The organism is Mesorhizobium sp. M0437 (assembly GCF_040321335.1).
Classification (GTDB): Bacteria; Pseudomonadota; Alphaproteobacteria; order Rhizobiales; family Rhizobiaceae; genus Mesorhizobium.
In genome coordinates this window covers 40,842-54,908 of sequence record NZ_JAMYRK010000026.1, presented here as the reverse complement: position 1 = coordinate 54,908, position 14,067 = coordinate 40,842, and the positions used below count along the sequence as shown (strand labels likewise).

15 protein-coding genes are annotated in these 14,067 nt (G+C 63.5%); 9 read left to right on the top strand and 6 right to left on the bottom strand.

Annotated features, from left to right (window positions below; translation table 11 throughout):
• Window positions 1–73: 73 nt before the first annotated feature.
• From mocR to NKI72_RS18085, 4 genes are all read right to left on the bottom strand, one after another.
• On the bottom strand, window positions 74–1,540 hold the full coding sequence (mocR, locus tag NKI72_RS18100; protein ID WP_352542449.1) for a rhizopine catabolism transcriptional regulator MocR: 1,467 nt from the start codon (window positions 1,538–1,540) through the stop codon (window positions 74–76).
• A gap of 4 nt (window positions 1,541–1,544) precedes the next feature.
• Window positions 1,545–1,751 (bottom strand): LacI family DNA-binding transcriptional regulator, encoded by a 207-nt coding sequence (locus NKI72_RS18095; protein WP_352453276.1) that lies wholly within the window; start codon window positions 1,749–1,751, stop codon window positions 1,545–1,547.
• 201 nt (window positions 1,752–1,952) lie between these two features.
• Window positions 1,953–2,864: a myo-inosose-2 dehydratase gene (gene iolE, locus NKI72_RS18090; RefSeq protein WP_352850447.1), complete on the bottom strand. Its 912-nt coding sequence runs from the start codon at window positions 2,862–2,864 to the stop codon at window positions 1,953–1,955.
• Window positions 2,865–2,983: 119 nt separating this feature from the next.
• The gene (locus NKI72_RS18085; protein ID WP_023675825.1) at window positions 2,984–3,271 is read right to left on the bottom strand and encodes a DUF3175 domain-containing protein; all 288 of its coding nucleotides are present in this window, start codon (window positions 3,269–3,271) and stop codon (window positions 2,984–2,986) included.
• A gap of 252 nt (window positions 3,272–3,523) precedes the next feature.
• On the opposite strand from NKI72_RS18085, the gene NKI72_RS18080 reads away from it, so the two are divergent.
• The 7 genes from NKI72_RS18080 to NKI72_RS18050 all read left to right on the top strand — a co-directional run bounded on the left by NKI72_RS18080 (window position 3,524) and on the right by NKI72_RS18050 (window position 11,433).
• On the top strand, window positions 3,524–4,678 hold the full coding sequence (locus NKI72_RS18080; protein WP_502908960.1) for an MFS transporter: 1,155 nt from the start codon (window positions 3,524–3,526) through the stop codon (window positions 4,676–4,678).
• Window positions 4,679–4,851: 173 nt separating this feature from the next.
• The gene (gene gntR, locus NKI72_RS18075) at window positions 4,852–5,880 is read left to right on the top strand and encodes an HTH-type transcriptional regulator GntR (protein WP_352571764.1); all 1,029 of its coding nucleotides are present in this window, start codon (window positions 4,852–4,854) and stop codon (window positions 5,878–5,880) included.
• 295 nt (window positions 5,881–6,175) lie between these two features.
• The gene (locus NKI72_RS18070) at window positions 6,176–7,300 is read left to right on the top strand and encodes a sugar ABC transporter substrate-binding protein (RefSeq protein WP_352850445.1); all 1,125 of its coding nucleotides are present in this window, start codon (window positions 6,176–6,178) and stop codon (window positions 7,298–7,300) included.
• Between the two features lie 80 nt (window positions 7,301–7,380).
• Window positions 7,381–8,922, top strand: a complete 1,542-nt coding sequence (locus tag NKI72_RS18065) for a sugar ABC transporter ATP-binding protein (RefSeq protein WP_352850443.1) — start codon at window positions 7,381–7,383, stop codon at window positions 8,920–8,922.
• Complete coding sequence (locus NKI72_RS18060; protein WP_352850440.1) at window positions 8,919–9,899, top strand: ABC transporter permease; 981 nt, start codon at window positions 8,919–8,921, stop codon at window positions 9,897–9,899. Before NKI72_RS18065 ends, NKI72_RS18060 begins: the two co-directional genes overlap by 4 nt.
• Window positions 9,896–10,882 carry an ABC transporter permease gene (locus tag NKI72_RS18055; protein ID WP_352465244.1) on the top strand — a complete coding sequence of 329 codons (987 nt, stop codon included), beginning with the start codon at window positions 9,896–9,898 and terminating at the stop codon, window positions 10,880–10,882. Before NKI72_RS18060 ends, NKI72_RS18055 begins: the two co-directional genes overlap by 4 nt.
• Before the next feature lie 5 nt (window positions 10,883–10,887).
• The gene (locus tag NKI72_RS18050; protein WP_352850439.1) at window positions 10,888–11,433 is read left to right on the top strand and encodes a gluconokinase; all 546 of its coding nucleotides are present in this window, start codon (window positions 10,888–10,890) and stop codon (window positions 11,431–11,433) included.
• On the opposite strand, the gene NKI72_RS18045 is transcribed toward NKI72_RS18050, so the two are convergent.
• Complete coding sequence (locus NKI72_RS18045) at window positions 11,430–11,879, bottom strand: RrF2 family transcriptional regulator (protein WP_006202816.1); 450 nt, start codon at window positions 11,877–11,879, stop codon at window positions 11,430–11,432. The genes NKI72_RS18050 and NKI72_RS18045 overlap by 4 nt on opposite strands.
• Before the next feature lie 246 nt (window positions 11,880–12,125).
• Window positions 12,126–13,112, bottom strand: a complete 987-nt coding sequence (locus tag NKI72_RS18040; RefSeq protein WP_352850437.1) for a sulfate ABC transporter substrate-binding protein — start codon at window positions 13,110–13,112, stop codon at window positions 12,126–12,128.
• Between the two features lie 284 nt (window positions 13,113–13,396).
• On the opposite strand from NKI72_RS18040, the gene NKI72_RS18035 reads away from it, so the two are divergent.
• Both NKI72_RS18035 and NKI72_RS18030 read left to right on the top strand, forming a co-directional pair.
• Complete coding sequence (locus tag NKI72_RS18035; RefSeq protein WP_352473543.1) at window positions 13,397–13,669, top strand: antitoxin; 273 nt, start codon at window positions 13,397–13,399, stop codon at window positions 13,667–13,669.
• Window positions 13,669–14,067 (top strand): type II toxin-antitoxin system VapC family toxin, encoded by a 399-nt coding sequence (locus tag NKI72_RS18030; RefSeq protein WP_502901225.1) that lies wholly within the window; start codon window positions 13,669–13,671, stop codon window positions 14,065–14,067. The genes NKI72_RS18035 and NKI72_RS18030 overlap by 1 nt, the downstream gene beginning before the upstream one ends.

The following is a 14,067-nucleotide window of genomic DNA, read 5'->3' as shown; positions in this document are numbered from 1 at the left end:
GACCGGCGTCCCATATTCCTAATCACTGCGGACGACCGATTCAACCCGCGGTGAACGAGATGGAGAGCCGGCTCTAGCTTCTATCCAATCTTAGGAACGCGGCGCGCAGCGCCAGCACGGCGCGCAGGATCTGACGTTCGTCCATTGCCGCGTAGCCGAGCAGCAGGCCGTGCTCGGGTTCAGTAGAGTGGTAGTTGATGGAGATGCCCTGAACGTCGAGCCCCTCCTTGAGGGCGGCGGCGACCACGTCGCTGTCCTTATAGGGCCTGACGAAGCTCGCCAGCAGCTGCATGCCGGAATCGTTTTCCGCCACGGTCAGCCATTCGGCCAGATGCTCCTGGCACAGCTTGACGAAGTTCGCCTGCCGGCGCGCATAGAGCCGGCGCATGCGCTTGAGATGCGTGGCGAAATAGCCCTGCATGATGAAGTCGTTGACCGTTGCCTGCAGGATCAGCGGCGCGAACTGGCCGGTGATGCTCACCGCCCGGTCGAACGGAACCGACAATTCGCGCGGCACGATCAGATAACCGATGCGCAGCGCCGGAATCAGCGTCTTGCCGAAGCTGCCGATATAGACGACGCGGTCGGCATGGTCGAGCCCGCGCAGGGCCGGCACCGGCCGGCCGCGGAACCGGTATTCACCGTCATAGTCATCCTCGATAATCCAGGCGCCGTTGCGTTCGGCGATGTCGAGCAGTTGCAGGCGCTCCTCGATGCGCATGATGGTGCCGAACGGCCATTGGCAGGATGGCGTCACATAGATCAGCCGCGGCGGCGGCAGCTCCGGATCGGCAAGATGCCAACCGCGCCGGTCGACCTTCAACGGTGCCAGCTTGGCGCCGCTGGCGAGAAAGGCGCTTTTGGCGCCGAGATAGCCGGGTTCCTCCATCCAGACATGGTCGCCTTCGTCCATCAGCACGCGCGAAACGAGATCAAGCGCTGCTTGCGCACCGGTGACGATGATCACCTGGTCGGCGGTGCAGCTGATGCCGCGCGACAGGCCGATGGTCGAGGCAATGGCCTGACGCAGGCCGGGGTGGCCGGCAAAGGAGAGATAACCAAGCAGGCTCTCGTCGCGGCTGCGTGCATTGCGCACCAGAAGGCTTGACCAGATGGTGAACGGAAACGATGCCGTTTCAGGCACGCCGGGATGGAAATTGATGACGCCGGCATTGCGCGGCGGTTGCGGGCCGTTGACGATGGTCTGGCCGCGCCGCGACAGTTTTTGCGGCGCTGCCAGTCCGGCGCGCAGGGATGCCAAGGGGCGGTTCTGCTGGATCGGCGCCACCCAGGTGCCCGATCCGGCACGCGCCTCGATAAAACCTTCGGCAAGGAGCTGGTCATAGGCGGCGATGACCGTGTTGCGCCCGACCTTCAGATCTTCGGCCAGCGAGCGCGTCGACGGCAGCAGCGTGTTCTGCGGGATCTGGCCGTCAAGAATGAAGCGTCGCAAGGCGCCGTAGATCTGACGATGCATCGGTTCTTCCGAGGCGCGGTCGACCGACATGATGTCGAGGGAAAGGCGCATGTGGTCGGCCACGGCACTATCCCCCGACGAACCGGGCGGCGCGGGCGATCTTTTCCTCGTTGAGCCGGCAGACGGTGTCGAGCACCAGTCGCCTGGTTTCGGGGCGGATCTCGCGGCTGTTCTTCAGCGCGCGATGCACGGTGGCGGCGCCAAGTTCCGCCTTCTCGGCAATCTCGCGGATGGTGCAAAGCCGTTCCATGCCAAGCGCAGCTTCGAAAGCCATGTCGCTCCTCCTCGGTTGCATCAAGGCACGGCTTCCGGCCGGCCTCAAGCTTGAAAGTCGGGGTTTGCAATCCAGAGCCGGGATTCTGCGATCCGCGCCGCGCTGGGCGCAAGGCGGCGCGGATCGCCGGGCGCTTTCGCGTCGCTAACCCCATCGAGGCGCGCGCCCATCGTGTTCCCCCGGCTCGCAAATGCGGGCCGGTCAGTTTGCCTGCCGCGTCGCCACTTCGAAGCCGGCCTCGCGGGCGGTGGCGAGCAGCGAGAAATAGCCCTTGCTGGCATAGGTCAGCGGATGCGCCTTGGCCGGATCCTGCTCGGCTTCGACAACGAGCCAGCCTTCATAGCCGCGCGCGGCGAGGGTTTTCAGCAATGACAGGAAATCGATCGAGCCGTCGCCGGGCACGGTAAAAATGCCGTCCATTACCGCCGCCATGAAGCTCATGTCCTCGCGGCGTGCCCGTTCCAACACCGCTCTGCGAACGTCCTTGCAATGGAAATGCACGATACGGTCGAGATGCCGTTGCAGCAGCGATTGCGGGTCGCCGCCCGAAAACAGGCAGTGGCCGGTATCGAACAACAGGCCGACGCTTCGGCCCGTCGCCGCCATCAGCCCGTCGACTTCATCGTCCGTTTCGACGATGGTGCCCATGTGGTGGTGGAAGGCCATGCCGACCCCGAATGCGGCCATGCGGTCGGCGAGGGCGGTCAGTTTCACGCCATAGGACGGCCAGTCGCTGTCGGCGAGGCGCGGACGCTCGGAGATCGGTGCGAAAATGCCGTCATGGCGACCGCGCGAGGTGTCGGCGTAGACGACGATCCTGGCGCCAAGGTCGCGCAACAGCTGAAGATGTGGGGTGATCGCCGCGAACTCCTCGTCGACCGTGCGGTCGAGAATGCGGCCATCATACCAGCCGGAGACGAGTTCTAGGCCATAGGAAGACAGGAGCGGCCCAAGCACTTCGGCCTGGCGCGGAAATTTGCCGCCGAGTTCGGTGCCGCGGTAGCCGGCCAGCGCCGTTTCCGACAGGCAGGTCTCCAAGGACGTATCCCCGCCAAGCGCCGGAACGTCGTCATTGCTCCAGGTGATGGGATTGATGCCGATCTTGACCGTCATGACGCCAGGCTTTTGCGGGCTTGGGAATACAAGCCGAGCCTGCAGACTGGCGACAAAGAGGCCCTGTCACTAGGTCCAGTTCAGCCGAATTTGGCAGAACCAATTAATGGAGACTGACCCTAATCTTCCTTTGGGCGGCCAAAAAGGGCGCGCAGCTCGTCTTTGGCGTCCTCCAGCACTTTCTTCTGCGCCGCCGGCAGGTTCTTGCCGGCGCGGTTGATGTAGAAATTCAGCATCGACATGGCGGATTGAAACGGCCCTGCCTTGCGTCGGTCGCTGTGCTCGGCCGATCGCTTCAAAGAGGCGGCGATCTTCTTGGGATCGTGGGATTCGAAGATGTGTTCCTCGAGGTCCAGCGCGTCGCTGTGCTCGGTGACGTCGGCGGACCATTTCCGTTGCGCGGTCATGGCAAACTCCTTCCACTAGGTCGTTGCCAGAAAACGCCTTATGGCGCACCCCTGTTCCACTTCGGCCCGAATCCCTGGAGCCACGGATTTGCCTATCGTGGCGCTGCTCGGCGATGCGAATGCGCCGATAGTGGTCAGAACCGCCGATTCACGAACTGCGGACAGGAAACGCTCTTGACCCCAATCGTCTCAAGCCAGGCAGGAAGTTCCGGCATCGACAGTGCCTATGCCTGGATACGGCTGGGCATCTCGATGCTGCTGGCAACGATCGGCGGGGTCGGCATGTGGGCGGTGGTCGTGGTGCTGCCTGCCGTGCAGGCAGAATTCGGCGTCGACCGCGCCGCTGCCTCGATGCCCTACACCGCGACCATGGTCGGCTTTGCCGCCGGTAATGTGCTGTTCGGCCGCGCCATCGACCGCATGGGGTATTGGATCCCGGCGCTGATTGCCGCGATTACACTTGGCGCCGGCTTCCTGCTGGCGTCGCTGACCAGTTCGATCCTGCAGTTCACCCTCGTCCAGGGCCTGTTGATCGGCGTTGGCTCGTCGGCGATCTTCGGGCCGCTGATCGCCGACATCTCGCACTGGTTCAACCGGCGCCGCGGCGTCGCGGTGACTGCTGCCGCATCCGGCAACTATCTCGCCGGAGCGATCTGGCCGACGGCGATGCCCTATGTCATGCAGGCGCAAGGCTGGCGCTTCACCTATGCCGCGATCGGCGCCGTCTGCCTGGTCACCATGGTGCCCTTGATCCTGCTGCTCCGGCGCGGCGCACCGCCCCAGGCGGCTCCGGGATCGCCGGGCAGCCGCGTGGTCCAGCCGATCTCCCTGTCGCCGGCGGCCTTGCAGGCGCTGCTCATCGTGGCCGGGCTCGGCTGCTGCGTGGCGATGTCGATGCCGCAAGTCCATATCGTCGCCTACTGCATGGATCTCGGCTACGGCGTGGCGCATGGCGCCGATATGCTGTCGATCATGCTGGCGGCGGGCGTCGTCAGCCGGCTAGGCTCGGGCTTCCTTGCCGATCGCATCGGCGGCGTGAAAACCCTGCTGATCGGTTCGGTGCTGCAATGCCTGTCGCTGTTGTTCTATATCCCGTTCGACGGGCTTGCCTCGCTCTATGTCGTCTCGCTGGTCTTCGGCCTGTCGCAGGGCGGCATCGTGCCCTGTTATGCGATCATCGTGCGCGAATATATGCCAGCCAAGGAGGCTGGCCAGCGCGTCGGCATCGTCATGATGGCGACCATCTTCGGCATGGCGATCGGCGGCTGGATGTCGGGCTGGATCTACGATCTGACCGGCTCCTATGCCGCCGCGTTCCTCAACGGCATTGCCTGGAACCTGCTGAATATTTTGGCCATGGTGCTGCTGCTGTGGAAGGCCCGGCGCAGCGCTGCTGTGGCGGCCTGAAGCACAGCGGTACGGATACAGTCTCTCCGGCCGTCGCTTGACAACAGCCGAAGGCTGCGCGACGCCAGACAAGGTGTGGCAACGGGCCAGTTTGGCATGGCAGCAGTTTCAAAAACGCTGAACATCGTTTCACGGTCGCGTGTGGGCGGTTGCCCGGCGTCCGGACGAGTACGGTGATCAAGCCGCGCTCACGCCGCGGCGGCGGCCGCCCGACCATCGCCGACGTCGCCCGCAAGGCCGGCGTCGGCGCCATTACCGTATCGCGCGCCCTGCGTGAGCCGGGGCGTGTCTCGGAAGATCTGCGCCGCCAGATCGAGTCGGCCGTGAACGAGCTCGGCTATGTGCCCGACCCGAATGCGCGGGCGCTGGCTTCGGCGCGCGCCGAGGTCTTTGGCGTTCTGGTGCCGTCGCTTACCAACAACGTCTTTGCCGAAGTGGTGCGCGGCATCTACGACAGCCTGTCGGACGGCCCTTTCCGGATTCAGCTCGGCAACACCCACTATTCCGGCCTCGAGGAAGAGCGGCTGCTGCAGGTGTTTGGCCCGCAACGCCCGGCGGCGCTGATCGTGGCCGGCATCGACCAGACGCCGGCCTCGCGAAAACTGCTGGAAACGGCAGGCTGTCCGGTGGTGCAGGTGATGGAGACCGGGCCCGATCCGGTCGACATGATGGTCGGTTTCTCACATTTCGAGGGCGGCAAGGCGGCTGCGGAACATCTGATCGAGGCAGGCTATCGCCGGATCGGCTTCATCGGTGCGCGCATGGATCCGCGTTCGCAGCGGCGGCTTGCCGGCTATCGCGCGGCGATGGAGGCGGCCGGCCTGTTCGATCCGAGGCTCACCACCACCACGCCGGTGCCCTCCAGCGTCACCCTCGGCCGCGAATTGTTCCGCGACGCGCTGGCCAAGGTGCCGAGCCTCGACGGCGTGTTCTGCAACAATGACGATATAGCACTCGGGGTGCTGTTCGAATGCCACCGCGCTTCGATCGCCGTACCGAAGACGATCGGCATCGTCGGCTTCAACGATCTCGACATGATGGAGGTGGCTTTTCCGTCGGTCACCAGCGTTCGGACGTATCGCTACGAGATCGGCCGGCGGGCGGTCGCCATGGCGCTTGCGGCGATCGAAGGCAACAGGCCGGAACAGCGGGTCGTCGACCTCGGCTTCGAACTCAAGCGGCGTGAAAGCACGGCGCGCTGAAGCGCGCTTCAACGCAATGGCGCTTTACACTACGTCATGGTAGCGCTACCAGTTATCGCCGGGCAGTACTTCGCTCAGAGGATGGGGGCTGTTTATTATACATAAGCGACAGCTCATGCTTGTTTATTATGTATAATATGATAGTTTTTGCGGGACTAGCCGGGCAGCAAAGGAGGGGATCGGGTCGGCATTCGGCCACCTGAACGCGCGACGGGTACGGCGGCAGGTGCCGGGCCGGAAAAGCGCAAATTCATCGGCGTAACAACAAACAAAACTGCAACTGGGAGGAATATCGATGATCAAGTCACTCGTTGGCGGTATCGTTGCCGCCACTGCTTTCGTCATGCTGAGCTCGTCGGCGATCGCCGATCCTGAAATCGTCAAGGGGCCATCGGCCGAGCCTGACTGCTTCGCGCCCTGGTCGGCCGATACGCAGTTCTTCAAGTTCCCCAAGAAAGACGGCCCGTACCGCATCGCTCTGGCCAACGGCTATATCGCCAACACATGGCGCATCCAGATGGTGCAGACGGCAAAGGCCTATGCAGCGCAGCCGGACGTCGCGGCCAAGCTCAAGGAATTCAAGGTGGTCTCGACCGGCGAAGACGTGCCGGCGCAGATTTCGGCGATCAACAATTTCATCGATTCCGGCTATGACGCGATTGTCGTCAACGCCCAGAACCCGACCTCATTCGGTCCTGTCATCAAACGGGCCAAGGAAGCCGGCGTGGTGCTGGTCGCCTTCGACAACATCCTCGACACCAAGGATGCCATCAACGTCAATGTCGACCAGAAAGGCCTTGGCGAATTGTGGGGCAACTGGCTGGTCAAGCACGTGCCGAACGGCGGCAAGGTGCTGGAAGTGCGCGGCGTCGCCGGCACATCCGTCGATACCGACCGCCATAACGGCATCCACGAGGTTCTCGACGCTTCCGGCAAGAAATGGGATGTCACCGAGGTCGTCGGCAAGTGGGATGACGGCGTTGCGCAAAAGGCTACGGCCGATGCCATTGCCACCAACGGCCCCTTCGACGGCATTACCGGACAGGGCGGCGATACCGGCATCGTGCAGGCGATGATCGATGCCAAGCATCCGTTCGTGCCCTTCGGCGGCGAGACGGAGAACGGCTTCCGCAAATTCTGCGCCAAGTTCGCCGCTGACGGCCTGAAATGCTCGTCGGCCGGCACCGGCCCGGCGCAGGTCGCGGTTGCCATCAAGACGGCGATTGCAGCACTTGAAGGCCAGGTCGTGCCGCAAGCGGTCAAGCTGCCGCTGGCGATCGTCGAGGATCCGAACTTCAAGGCAGGCCAGGACTACTTCCCCGACCAATCCGACAATTTCTTCGTCGGCAATTCCTTCCCGACCTGCGGCATCAATTTCACGGCGCAGGAAATCATGGGCCAGAGCAAGGAAAACCAGTAAACTCCGACAGCCCGACGCCGCGGGAGATCCCGCGGCGTCGGCGCTCGACATCCTGATTGCCAAGCGCCTGGGGAGGGCCGATGGACGGTGCGGTTCCGCTCTTCCGCATGGAAGGCATATCCAAGCGCTATGGCGGCGTGCGGGCGCTGGAGAAGGCCGAACTGTCGGTCACTCCAGGCAGCATCCACGCCATTCTCGGCGAGAACGGCGCCGGCAAATCGACGCTGATCAAGGTCATGGCGGGGGTTGTTGCGCCCGACGAGGGCCGCATGATGCTGGACGGAAGCGAAGTTACCTTCGCTTCGCCGGCCGCCGCCAACCAGGCCGGCATCGTCTGCATCTTCCAGGAGCTGTCGCTCGTCCCCGAACTCAGCGTTGCCGACAACATCGTCATTTCCGATCCGCCGAAGCGTTTCGGCATGATCGACCGCAAGGCGCAGCGCCGCATCGCCGAAGAAGCCCTTGCTCGCGCCGGCGCCTCCGATATCCATCCGCTGGCGCTGGTCAAGGATCTTCCTCTTTCAAGAAGGCAGATGGTCGAGATCGCCAAGGCACTGGCGCGCAAGCCACGCATCCTGATCCTCGACGAGGCGACCTCGGCGCTGACCGCGGCCGACGTCGCCAGAGTTTTCGCCGTGTTGAAGCGGCTGCGTTCGGAAGGGCTGGCGCTGCTCTATATATCGCACCGCATGAACGAGATCGCCGAGTTGGCCGACCAGTGCACGGTGTTCCGCAACGGCCGCAATGTCGCCAGCTACGCGGCCGGTACAAAAAGCGACAACGAGGTCGTCGAACTGATGATCGGGCGCGAATACAGCCACATCTTTCCGCCCAAGCCCGCGCGGGCGGCTGCCGCAGCCACGCCGGTTCTGGAGGCGCGCAGCCTGTCCTGGACGGATCGGCTGCACGATGTCTCGCTATCGGTCGGGGCGGGCGAGGTGGTCGGGCTTGGCGGCCTCGACGGCCAGGGCCAGCGCGAATTGCTGCTCGCCTTCTTCGGTGTGCTGCGTGGCCTGTCGGGCCAGATCCTGATCGACGGCAGGCCGGTGGCGATCGCCAGCCCGGCCGCGGCGCGCGATGACCGGATCGGCATGGCGCTGATCCCGGAGGACCGCAAGACCGAGGGGCTGATGCTGCCGATGACGGTGCGCGAAAACCTCTCCTTTGCCGCCCTCGATCGGCTGTCCAGGGCCGGCATCATCGATCGCGCCGCCGAGCAGCGGCTGATCGACGACATGGTCGGTCTTCTGGCGATCAAAACCGCCGGCCTCGACATTTCGGTCGGCGCGCTGTCCGGCGGCAACCAGCAGAAGGTCGTCATCGCCAAATGGCTGATGCGGCAGCCGCGCATCATCCTGCTCAACGATCCGACGCGCGGCATCGATGTCGGCACCAAGCAGGAGCTTTACCAGTTGATGCGCAAGCTTGCCGACCAGGGTGCGGCGATCCTCTTCTATTCGACCGACTATGACGAGCTGATCGGCTGCTGCGACCGCGTGCTGGTGCTCTATGACGGCGCGGTCAAGCGCGAACTGGTCGGCGCCGAAATCACCGAGCGGGTGCTGATCGCCAGCGCGCTCAACATTCACGAAGAGATGCCAAAGCAAGGAGCGGACGCGTGAAGGATTGGCGCTACTGGCTTGCCGAACAGCGCGGAACGTTGCTGGCGTTCGGCATCTTCATTGTCATGTTCGTCATCTACACCTCGAACCATCCGGCGGGCTTCACCGCCAATGTCGTACAGACGGCCTCGAACAAGGGCGTGCTGCTCGCCTTCGTCGCGATGGCGCAGACGCTGGTGGTCATCACCGCCGGCATCGATCTCTCGGTCGGGATGATCTTCACGCTGACCAACTGCCTGGCGTCGTGGCTGGTCGTCGGCACCGGCATCGAGACCGCCTTCGGCGTCCTCGCCGTGCTCGGCACCGGGCTGCTGTGCGGGGCAATCAACGGTGCGATCGTTATCTATGGACGCCTGCAGCCGATCGTCGCCACCATCGCCACCGGCGCGGTCTATTTCGGCATCGCGCTGCTGCTTCGGCCGTTTCCCGGCGGCTCGGTCAATGAAGGGCTCGCCGATGCGCTGACCGGGCGCCTGTTTGGTTTTGTGCCAGCGAGTCTGGTGACGCTGCTGGCGGTCGTGCTCGTGGTCTGGGTGCCGTTCAGCCGGTCGGTGCTAGGCCGCGCCGCTTATGCAGCCGGCTCCTCGGAGATGGCGGCCTACATGTCCGGCGTGCCGATCCGGCGTGGAAAGTTCGCCGCCTATGCGCTTGCCGGTCTGCTTGCCGCGATCGGCGGGCTGTTCCTGACGTTCTTCACCTATACCGGTGATGCGGCCTATGCCAGCGGCAACGCCTATACGCTGTTTTCGATTGCCGCGGTCGTGCTTGGCGGCGTGTCGCTGTTCGGCGGCAAGGGCAGCGCCATCGGCGCGATCTTCGGCGCGCTTGCCTTCCGCACCATCGGCGACCTGCTGTTCGTCTTCGATTTCGATCCGCTCTGGCAGCCCCTGTTCCAGGGCGTCATTCTGCTGATCGCGGTCAGCCTCGGCGCCTTCGCCCTGTTTCGGGTCCGCAATCGGCTGGAGTGGTTCCTGTGAGCGAAACGACTGTGAGTGGTCTCGCCGGCCGCATGCCGAAATTCCTCCGCCGCGCCGACCCGGCGGTGCTGACGGCGTTCGCCTGTATCGTGCTGCTGCTGTTCCTCGGCAGCCTCTATTCGCGCAGCTTCCTGTCGCCTGAATACCTTTTGCAGCAGCTCAAGGTGGCGTCGTTTCTTGGCGTCATCGCGACCGGCATGATGCTGGTCATCCTGCTCGGCCAGATCGACCTGTCGGTGCCCTGGTCGGTGGCGGCCGGCGCGATGATGGCCTGTGCCGCGGCCGCATACGGCCCGGTCGGCGTGGCGCTTGCCATTCCGTTCGGCATCTTCTGCGGTGTTCTGATCGGCATCGTCAACGGCATCGGCGTCGCCTATCTGCGCATTCCCTCGATGATCATCACGCTTGCCACCAACGCCGTCGCGCAGGGGCTGATGGTGGTCTACACGGGCGGTTTCTCGCCGCAGGATTCGGCGACCGGTGCGATGCGCTATCTGGCGACCGGCTTTGCCGTTCCTGCCGTGCCCAACGCCGTCCTCATCTGGGCGCTGATCGGCGCCGCAATGGTGTTCGTGCTGACCCGCACCGGCTTCGGCCGCACCGTCTATGGCATCGGCAATCGCGAGCGCGCAGCCTATCTTTCCGGCATCGATACAAGGCGCGTGGTGATGATCGCCTTTGCGGTTTCGGGCGGGCTCTCCGCCTTCGGCGGCGTGCTGTTGGCCGGCTATGCCTCCAAGGCGGCACAGTCGATGGGCGACGCCTATCTGCTGCCGTCGATCGCCGCGGTGGTGCTCGGCGGCACGTCGATCCTCGGTGGGCGCGGCTCCTATCTCGGCACAGTCGCCGGGGTAATCCTGATCACGCTTCTGCAGTCCATTCTCTCTGTCATGCAGATGCCGGAGGCGGGACGGCAGATCATCTACGGCGTCGTCATCGTCGCCATGCTGCTGCTCTATGGCCGCGCGCCGGCAAGCCGCTGACCTGCATGACCGGTAAAGACGTGGCATATAAGCCGGCGAGCACTGTTCGAACGGTACCCGCCATCGTGGTGATGGGCGTTGCCGGCTGCGGCAAGTCGGTTGTCGGCGAAGCGCTTGCAGCGGCATTGGGCGCCGTCTTTATCGAAGGCGACAGGCTGCATCCGCCCGAAAACGTCGCGCGCATGGCGAGCGGCCAGCCGCTCACCGACGCGCTGCGCGAAGGCTGGCTCGACGCGATCGGCCAGCGGATGGCCGCGTCGGTCGCAAGCCGGCAAGGTGTGGTCGCCGCCTGCTCGGCGCTGAAGCGCAGCTACCGCGATCGCCTGCGCGGCTTTTGCCCGGATATCGTTTTCGTTTACCTGGAGATCGACCCGGCAACAGCAAAACAGCGCGTCGGCAATCGCAAGGGTCATTTCATGCCGGCAAGCCTGGTCGACAGCCAGTTCGCCACGCTCAAGGCGCCAGCGGCGGACGAGGCGGCAATGGCCCTGGATGGCACGCGTCCGGGCGCCGACACCGTCGCGACTGCCTTGAGCCTGCTCGCGCGCTAGATTTGCGACGTCAGTTCGACTGGGAAATCGTCATTGTCGGCGTCGCGCATGGCCGCGAGGCTGCGGTTGTCCAGCACCTCGGCGATCGCCTGCCGGACCTCCAGCATCATGTGCCGAACCTGGCAGGTCGCCTCGTCGCAATCCTCGCAGCGCTGGTATTGGGTGCGGCTGGCGCAAGGGATCGGCGCCAGCGGCCCGTCGAGGACACGCACGACATGGCCGATCTTGATCTCGGAAGCCGGCCGGGCAAGGCGGTAACCGCCTTCCTTGCCCTTGCGGCTCTGGACGAAGCCGGCGTTACGCAACTCGCCCAGGATGGCATCCAGGAATTTCTTGGGGATGTTATTGGCGACCGCAATGTCGTTGACGAATGCGAGCTGGCCGACCGGCAGGCCCGACAGATGCACGAGGGCCTTGAGGCCGTATTTGCCTTTTTTGGTAAGCATGCCCCGAGTCAACCCATGAAGCCCCAACCACCTGCGTCTGGCGGCTGTTTGTGTGCAAATCATGACGGTTTGATCACGCGAAGCCGTTCGCGAAAACAAGCCGTCCGTTCTCACGGTAGGCACAAACGCGTTGATTCTTTGTAACCTTTTGGACGGAATGCGCCTGGAAAGTGCCAGAATCACCTTTCGCAGCGCGAAAGCAAAGAAGCCGGCAAAGCCGGCTTCTGTCAACGTTGGAATTTCGCCTCAGCGGCTGCCATAAGTCTGGTCGAGCAGGCCGCCCGCTGCAAAGTGCTCGGCCTGGACCTTGGCCCAGCCGCCGAAGACCTCCTCCACCGTCAGCAGGCGGACATCGGGAAACTCAGCCTTATATTTGGCAGCGACCGCCGCGTCCCGGGCCCGCAGGCCGTTGCGGGCGGCGATGTCCTGGCCCTCCGGTGTATAGAGGAAGTCGAGATAGGTCTTGGCGAGATCGCGCGTGCCATGCTCGTCTGCAACCGTGTCGACGATCGCCACCGGAAATTCCGCCAACAGGCTGACCGAAGGCGTTACCTGCTCGAACTTGTCCTCGCCATACTCCTTGCGGACGCCGCGCGTTTCCGACTCGAAGGTGATGAGTACGTCGCCGATTTCGCGCTGCACGAAAGTGGTGGTCGCGGCGCGCCCGCCGCTGTCGAACACCGGCACGTTGTTGAAAAGCTTTGTCACGAACTCCTTCACCTTCGCATCGTCGCCCTTGAAGGCTTCCTTGGCGTAGGCGGTGGCCGCGAGATAGGTGTAGCGCGCATTGCCCGATGTTTTCGGATTAGGCAAGATCACCTGGACGTCGTCGCGCACGAGATCATTCCAATCCTTGATATGCTTTGGATTGCCGGCGCGCACCAGGAAGGAGGGCAGCGAATAGAAAGGCGAGGCGTTGTCCGGAAAGTCCTTCTGCCAGTCGGCGGAGATGAGGCCCTTCTTGACCAGGAAGTCGATGTCGATGACCTGGTTGAACGTGACCACGTCGGCGCCGAGGCCTTCGGCGATGGCGCGTGCTTGTGCCGAGGTTCCGGCATGCGACTGATCGATGGTGACGCCGGGGTGGCCGGCGACGAACGCCTTGTTGACCTGCGCAAACAGTTCGCGCCCGACATCATAGGAAGCATTGAGCAATTTGTCGGCCGACCAGGCTTGGGAGGATGCGAGGAAGAGGCCGGCCAACGTGGCGATGCCAAGCAAAAATCGCTTCATGAAAACAGGCTCCAATGCCATGAGCTTAATGCCGGACCATAGCGGCAAGGCATCGTGCGCGACGAGGCACGCAGAGCGGCCGCTCCACGTTGTCGATAGAAGAAATATTCCCGCTGTGGGCGATTTCTGGTTTTTTCTTTCAAGCAGAGTCTCAGGACAGCTTGGCAGCGGCGCCGATGCCGTCGGCGTGCACGATGGTTCCCGGCCGGCCAACGCGGTGCAAGGCGATTGCATCGCCGCCCCGTCTGGCATATACAAATAGTATATACAAGGGAGCTGTTGTCATGTCTCAACACCGCCATTCAACAACCCCGCCGAAGGAGGCGAAGCTGTTTCGTAACAATCGCAGCCAGGCGGTGCGCATTCCCGTCGAGTTCGAACTTCCCGGCGAAAAGGTCTTGATCAGCCGTGAAGGCGACCGCCTGATCATCGAGCCGGTCCGCAAACCTGGCCTCACCGCACTGCTCGCGCAATGGGCGAAAGAGCCGCCGCCCGGTGCCGAGGAAGACTTTCCCGAAGTCGAGGATATGCCTGTCAAATCCGAGGAATTTTTTTGATGCGGTTCATGCTGGACACGAACATTGTCAGCGACATGATCCGAAATCCGGCCGGGAAAGCCGCAAGCGCTGTCCTGCGCGTGGGAGACGCCGCCGTGTGTACCAGCATCGTGGTCGCGTCGGAACTGCGATATGGCTGCGTCAAGAAAAGATCAGCCAAGTTGCACAAGAAGGTCGAGGAATTGCTAACTGAGATTCCCGTCTTGCCGCTCGATGTGCCGGTGGATGCCGAGTACGGCGCGATTCGCGCAGAACTGGAAGGCAGGGGCCAGACCATCGCCCAAAATGACCTTTTTATTGCTGCCCACGCCCGTGCGCTTGGAACTACCCTGGTGACCGCCAACACCGGGGAGTTCAACCGGATCAAAGGCCTGAAGGTCGAGAACTGGCTGGTGTAG